At 72.2% G+C, this 7,003-nt stretch carries 5 protein-coding genes; 2 read left to right on the top strand and 3 right to left on the bottom strand.

The features are described from left to right. Positions 1-183: 183 nt before the first annotated feature. Positions 184-1,350 carry a serine hydrolase domain-containing protein gene (locus ACFCY1_RS39305; protein WP_375877625.1) on the bottom strand — a complete coding sequence of 389 codons (1,167 nt, stop codon included), beginning with the start codon at positions 1,348-1,350 and terminating at the stop codon, positions 184-186. Positions 1,351-1,736: 386 nt separating this feature from the next. Here ACFCY1_RS39305 and ACFCY1_RS39300 point away from each other — a divergent pair, with 386 nt between their 5' ends. Further along, a complete protein-coding gene (locus ACFCY1_RS39300) occupies positions 1,737-2,855 on the top strand; it encodes a hypothetical protein (RefSeq protein ID WP_375877624.1) in 1,119 nt (372 codons plus the stop codon). Positions 2,856-2,896: 41 nt separating this feature from the next. Continuing rightward, positions 2,897-3,892, top strand: coding sequence for a TauD/TfdA family dioxygenase (locus tag ACFCY1_RS39295; protein ID WP_375877623.1), 996 nt, complete (start codon positions 2,897-2,899; stop codon positions 3,890-3,892). Between the two features lie 110 nt (positions 3,893-4,002). Here ACFCY1_RS39295 and ACFCY1_RS39290 read toward each other — a convergent pair whose 3' ends face one another. Then, complete coding sequence (locus ACFCY1_RS39290) at positions 4,003-5,817, bottom strand: amidohydrolase (RefSeq protein WP_375877622.1); 1,815 nt, start codon at positions 5,815-5,817, stop codon at positions 4,003-4,005. A gap of 132 nt (positions 5,818-5,949) precedes the next feature. Next, positions 5,950-6,984, bottom strand: coding sequence for a ribosome-inactivating family protein (locus ACFCY1_RS39285; RefSeq protein WP_375877621.1), 1,035 nt, complete (start codon positions 6,982-6,984; stop codon positions 5,950-5,952). Positions 6,985-7,003 lie beyond the last annotated feature (19 nt).

The following is a 7,003-nucleotide window of genomic DNA, read 5'->3' as shown; positions in this document are numbered from 1 at the left end:
GGGGCTCTCACCCCCGCTTTGCGCGCGCGGGCCCACCTAGGGGGGTTTCTCCCGCCCGCCCCCCCCCCCCCCCGCCCGCCCCCCCCCCCCCCCCCCCCCCCGGGGGGGGGCCCCCCCCCCCGGGGGGGGGGCCCCACCACGGCCTGCGGGGGTGACCGCCAGGCGTACGCGTCTGGCCCCGGGTCATGAGTGGTGGCAGAACTCCGCGTCGGCGAGGTCCCGGGCCGCCGCGCCCTGGAGCGCGAGGCTGTCGGTGTTGAAGTAGACGGTCATCCGGTGGCGGGTGTCGCGGGTGGAGACCGTGAGGGCCTCGAAGCCGTAGCCGCCGCCGCGGTACCCCCAGAGCTCGACCCCGCAGGAGGTGGTCATGCGGGCGATGCCGAGGCCCTGGTCGTCGATGCCGGCGGGCACGGTGGTGGTCATCTCCCGCAGCTGCGCCTGGGGCAGCAGCCGGCCGGTGAGCAGGGCACGGTAGAAGTGGTCGAGGTCGTCGGCCGTGCTGATGATCTCGCCACTGGCGCGGATCGCCGAGGGGTTGAACTCCGTGACGTCGACGCCCGGCGGGGGCAACTGGACCTGGGCGGTGGAGTAGTCCCGGCCGGACGGACGGGGCAGCGACTCGCGCGTTCCGGGCGAGTCGGTGCCCCGCAGGTGGAGCGGGTCGATGATGCGACGGCGCAGCTCGTGCTCGTAGGAGCTGCCGGTGATCCGTTCCACGATCATCGCGGCCAGGAGGTAGTTGGTGTTGGAGTACACGAACCTCTCGCCGGGCTGGGCCGTGGGCGGCTTCGACATCGCGACGGCCAGGAGTTCCTCGGGTGTCCAGGTGTCGTGCAGGTGCTCGAGCCAGATCGGCCCGATCTGGTGCAGGGCGGGGTCGTTGAGGTAGTTGTACACACCGCTGGTGTGGTTCAGCAGCTGCCGGACGGTGATGCGGCGGCCGTCGTGGCCGTGGCCCCGGACCAGGCCCGGCAGCCACTTCTCCACGGTGTCGTCGATGCCGAGCCGCCCCTCCGCCTCCAGCTGGAGCACGAGCACGGCCGTGAACGTCTTGGTGATGCTGCCCACCCGGAAGTGGTCCGCCGGACGGGGCGGGCGTCCCGTCCTGCGGTCCGCCACCCCTGCCGTTCCCACCCATCGGCCTTCGCCCTCGGCCACGGTGACGAGGACCCCGGGCGCACCGTCCCGTACCGCCCGCTCCATCGCGGCCCGGGTCCGTGCGTGCTCCGGCCGGCCGGCCCCGTCGGCCGGTGCGGCGGCTGGGGACGCCGGGACCGGCAGGAGTGCGGTCAGGAGTGCGGCGGCCACGGCGGCGAGGGTGGCCGGGCCTCTTCCGGTGGCCACGGGCATGGGCGTGCTCCCTCTCGGGGCGGGGATCATCCGTCCTCAGTCAAACAGAGGTGCCACCGCCCCGCATGCGGGGCGACCCGCCGGCGCTTGCCCCGTTCCGGTGAGGAAACCGCAGGTCACCAGGTTGCTGGGGGCGGACAGTGCGACCAGGCGGCGGGAGCGGACGACCGTGGCGCCGTCGCCGCGGAGGTTCGGCCCGGCGATGGCGTCGGCGACCTCTGCGGGGGTGGGTACAGGAGCACCGCGTCGCGTCGGACAGTTGGTTCGGGGTGCGGGCCAGGCCTGTCGATTCTCGCCGGCCGGGCTTCCAACGTCGGTGCGCGGAAGGCGAATCGACGTGGGGATCAGGGTTTCGTCTGGCGTGTTCCTGGCAAGCTATCCCAACCATGGGCTTGTCGCCGGTCGCCGGTCATCCTTCTGTCGCTGTCTTCCGTGAGCCCCGGGGCGGGCGGCCCGACCCGGTGCTGGGGCCGCGGGTCGCCGCCGCGGCGGGGCGGGCCGCGCGCGTGCTGGACGGGGTGGCCACCCATGCCGGACCGGTCGAGCGGACCGCCGCGCTCCGGCAGGCCGCCGCGGCAGCGGGCGAGGTGGTGGCCGCGTTGGAGGCGCTGGCTCCGGCCCTGGCGGGTGAGGACGTGCCGGCGGAGTCGACCAGTCAGTCGTACTTCCGCGTCCGCGAGGTGGAGCTGTCGGACCAGCAGGCCGCCCTGCACGGCCTGTTGGTGATTCACCGCGGCCTGGAGGACCTCTGCGAGGCTCCGCTGTCGGGTGCCGACCTGGCGCTGGAGCTGGCCGGGATGCGGCGGTCGGTGCTCGACCTCACCGGAGTCGCGCCGGGCACCGAATCCTGGCCCGTTCCGGCGCCGGCCGTCCCGGAGCCCGGTGCGGGGCCGTTGTTGGAGAGCGCGTGGAGCGCGCGCTGGCTCATCGGGCACCAGGTCCACGTGCTGTTCAACGTCTGCGCCGCGGTCGCCGTGGCCGACGCCACCCGCCACCTGCGCGACGGTGACGGCGATGCCGCGCTGGGGCGGCTGGCGGACGCGACGGAGTACGTGCGCGGCTTCCCCGCGGCCATGAACCACGCCAGTACGATCCCGGCCGACTACTACATGGCGGCGATCCGCCGGACCATGGCGCCGCCGTCGACGGACATCCCGCTCAGCGGGCGCCAGCACCGCGGGTACAAGCTCTTCCGGGCGGCGATGAAGGACCTGCTGACGCTGGTCCCCGAATCCTACGAGCAACTGGCGGACCGCGACCCCGAGTTGGCCGAGGCGCGGGACGCCCTCCTGGAAGCCGACATCGTGGACGCCGAACGGCACGTCACGCTCGCGTACTCGATGGTCCGGCTGCGCCGTTCCATCGCCCAGCGGCCCGAGGGCCCCGACAACGCCGTCGCCGAACTACGACAGATGCGCCACCGCCGCGCGGCCCAGTACGCCCCCCTGATCCGATTCGGGGACCACTACGTCGCCGACGCCGTGGCCGGCCTGCGCCACTCGTGAGTCCGCGCGTCCGCCCGTCCACACCCCCGGCAGGAGACCCGATGCCCGGCACCACCGACAACACCGCCGTCGCCGCGGACTGGAACCTGGGCCCGGCCGACGCCGACACGTGCGAGCGCCTGGCCCGGACCCTGTCCGCCGACGGGGGCGACCAGGTCGACAGCCCCGCATGGGTGGCACGGGCCCGGGACGCCTGGGACGAACTCCCGCTGCCGCTGCGCCGGGCGGCGCGCCGGTTCCGCCGGCACTCCGGCCCGCGCGGCACCCTGGTGATCGGCGGCCTGCCCGTCGACCGGGCGGTCCTGCCCCCGACACCGGCCGTGCCCGGCTCGGTCCAGCGGCAGGCGACCGTCCCGGCCGCGCTGCTCACCATGGTGGCCTGCGGGCTCGGCGAGCCGCTCGCCTACCTGGCCGAGAAGTCGGGGGCCCTGGTGCAGGATGTCGTGCCGGTGCCCGGGCAGGAGGCCTTCCACGGCAACGCCGGATCGGTGCCGCTGTCCTTCCACACCGAGAACGGCTTCCACCCCCACCCGCCGGACTACGTGGTCTTCCTGTGCCTGCGCGCCGACCACGACCGGACCGCCGGGATGCGCGTCGCCGGCATCCGCCAGGCACTGCCCCTCCTCACCCCGGCCGAGCGGGAGGCCCTGTCCGCAGCGGAGTTCCGCACCACGCCGCCGCCCTCCTTCGGCCCCGACACCGCGAGCGGGGCCGGAGCCGAACCCCGGCCGGTGCTGTCCGGTGCGGCCGAGGACCCCGACATCCGCATGGCCCAACTCGTCACCACCCCGCTCACCCCTCGGGCCGCCGCCGCGTTGGCCGCGTTCGGCCGGGCCTGCGAGGCGACCGCCCGCACCCTGCGTCTGACCCCCGGCGACCTGGTCGTCATCGACAACCGCGTCACCGTCCACGGCCGCACCGCCTTCCGGCCCCGCTACGACGGGGCGGACCGCTGGCTGCAACGCACCTACGTCACCGCCGACCTGCGCCGCTCCCGCGACCACCGACCGGACGACGGCCACGTCCTCGCCCGCTGACCGGCCGTGACGGGTGGGGGCGCCCCCAGCCCCCGCCCGCCGCGCACGGCACGCACGGTGCGGCCACCCGAGCCCGGAGGCCCTGGGTAGCCGCAACCCGGGACGCGATGTCAGCAGCAGCCGTGCCACTGGTAGTCCGTCGGGGCCTCGAGTCCGGCCTCGGAGGCGTCGCCGTCGGTGCCGGCCGCGGTGGCGGGGTGGATGGTGGTGCCCTTCTTGATGGTCTCGGCGACGGCGATGTCCTTGATCTCCTCCGGCGGGACCGTCAGCGGGTTCGCGGAGAGGATCACCAGGTCGGCGAGCTTGCCGACCTCGATGCTGCCCTTGCGGTCCTGCTCGAAGTACTGGTGGGCGGCGTGGATGGTGATCGACTTGACCGCGTCCAACGCCGACACGCACTGCTCGGGCCCGAGGACGACCTGGTCGGTGCGGGTGCGGCGGGTGACCTGGCTGGAGAGGATGGCGATCGAGTTGGGCAGGGCCACCGGGGCGTCGTGGTGCGAGGTGTAGACCATCCCCCGGTCCACGGCCCAGCGGGCGGGGGAGATGGTGGCGGCCCGCTCCGGCCCGAGGACGGTCTTGCGGTACCAGTCGCCCCAGTAGTACGTGTGCATGGAGAAGAAGGACGGGATGACGCCCAGGCGGGCGAAGTCCTCGATCTGCTCCTCGCGGGCGGTCTGGGCGTGGATCGCCACCGTCCGCCGGTCGGCGTCGGCGGGCTCGACCTCGGCGGAGGCGGTCCGGACCGCCTCGATGAACTGGTCGATCGCGGCGTCCCCGTTGACGTGCGCCAGCACCTGCCAGCCCCTGGCGTACGCGGTGCTCACCTGGTCCAGGACGACCTTGGGGTCCTCGATGGTGGGGTAGCCGCAGTAGCCCTCGGGAGTGCCTTCCGGCCGCTCCTCGTAGGGCTTGGTGAGCCAGGCCGTGCGGCCTTGCGGGGATCCGTCCAGGTACATCTTGACGCCGGCAGCGCGCACGCCGCGGTGGTACTCCTGGCTCACGCCGACCGGGTCCGGCTCCGGTGAGGCCGTGGCCTCGTCGGCCCGTGCGTAGGCGACGACGTCGATCTTGAAGGGTTTGAGGGCCGCGGCGTCCCGCAGGGCCTTCAGGTTCTTCAGTGTGGCGCCGCCCTCCTGGACGGTCGTGAAGCCGAAGCTCGCGGCCGACGCCACGCCCTTGCTGAAGAGGGCGGCCATCGCGGTCAACGGCAGCCCCTCGGTGGCCTTTTCGGAGGCCGGACTGAAGGCCGTCTCCTCCAGGACGCCGTTGGGTTCGCCGAACGGCCGGGCCACGGGGCCGGGTTGGCGTCGGATGACGCCGCCGTCCGGGTCGGCGGTGGCCCTGGTGTAGCCCAACTCCCGCAGGCCCCGGCTGTTCACGGCCCCGAGGTGGAAGGACTGGTGGATGGCCAGCACCGGCCGGGTGGTGGACACCTTGTCGAGATCCTCGCGGGTGGGGTGCCGGCCTTCGGCGAGCATGGCGTCGTCGTAACCGAACCCGATGATCCACTTGGAGAAGGCGCCCACCGGTGTCTTCGCCCACGCGCGCAGCTTGTTCAGGAGCGAGTCGATGTCCGTGACGTCGCCGTCGGGGGCGGCCAGCAGGTTGGCGAGGGTGGCCTGCAGCCCGATGCCGCCCAGGTGGCCGTGGGCGTCGATGAACCCGGGCAGCAGCGCGCGCCCGGCGAGGTCCCGCACCTTCGTCCGCGGGCCCTGCCAGCGGTCGACGGCCTCCTGGTAGTCGCCGACGTGGACGATGACTCCGTCCTTGACGGCCACCGCCTCGGGACGGGGATCGGACTCCTGGGAGTCGGCGGCCGCCGTCACGATCTCACCGCCGTGGAAGATGACATCGGCCTCGTCGTACGGTGCCGCAGCCTGGACATCGCCGGCGTCCGTCGTCACTCCCGGCTGACCGCTCATTCCGGTTCCCTTCCGCTGCCTACGTTCGGTGATCCGCTGCCTACCCGTGGCTATCGGGGTGTGAACATGAATCTGAATCTGAACGCTGCTCGGGTACGGCGCTGGGGCAGGTACGGCTAGTGAGGTGGACCATCAGGAGTCGCCGGGTGCGGGCGCGCAAGGGCCGTCTCCCTTCTTGTCCGCGACGAACACCCCGCCGCATCGCCCCGCTCTGCTGCCGTTGCCGTTGTAGACGCTGACGACCTCGAACACGATCGGCTTCACCGCCGTGCGGTGGACGTACTGCGGGGGTTCCTGCGGGCCGACGTTGAAGTCATTGGCGCCGAATCTGTCCTTCTCTCCCCGGGAGCTCTTCTGCGCCGGTTTCCAGAAGGCGTACTTCGACATATCGGACCAATTCGTCATGTAGTTCAGCAGGTCTGTGTTCAGGGTGGTGGCCTTGCCGGCCTGTGGCCATCCGGCCTGGACCGCTTCGGTGATCGGGGCGAACCGTGCGGCTTCGGCGAAGAGAACGGCCGGTTGGCACAGGGATGCTCCGTCAGCTCCGTTGCCCTTGTCGGCGAATTCCTTGACCGCGCTGTTCAGGCTGTTGTCCGTTATCTCCAGCCTTCCAGAGCTGATCTTTTCGCAGAGCTTGGGGTATTGCGTGCCCTTCGTCCAGCTGCCGGTCCGATCGGCAGGGAAGGGATAGTCGCGCCATTTCTGCTCGGGTGTTTCGAATCGGATGTAGCTGTTCTTGTCCTCGTTGTACAGGCCGATGACGTAGAGGTCGTCCTTGCGCATCAGGAAGGTGATGTGCTGCGACTGGTCGCGGCTGGTGATCCGGAGCCCGACGAAGTCCTCCGTCGTGTATGACTTGGGATTCTTGGGTTTGGCGTCCACCACCTTCTGCTGAATAGACGGGCTGACGTGCAGCCTTCGCATGCCGACGGAGGTCTCCACGTCAGCAGCGGGTGCCACGGCGTCGCGGATCGACGCGATGTAGGCGGCATAGGCGTCCGCGCCTTTCCACTGCGGCTCCCCGAATTCCAGGAGCGCGGGGAGCTGTGGGGCTTGCGGTGCTGCCTGTGGGTCGGCGGTCGGAGTGCCGGAGCAGGCGGCCAGGGACACGGCCGCGAGGCCCATGGCGAGGACGGACGGGTATCGGTGTGCGGAGGGCTCGGGCATGGGGTGACTTCTTTCGGGG

Origin of the sequence: Kitasatospora sp. NPDC056273, from assembly GCF_042268845.1 — a bacterium.
Lineage (GTDB): Bacteria > Actinomycetota > Actinomycetes > Streptomycetales > Streptomycetaceae > Kitasatospora.
The sequence above is the reverse complement of the archived record's forward strand: the minus strand, read 5'-3'. Positions and strand labels throughout refer to the sequence as shown.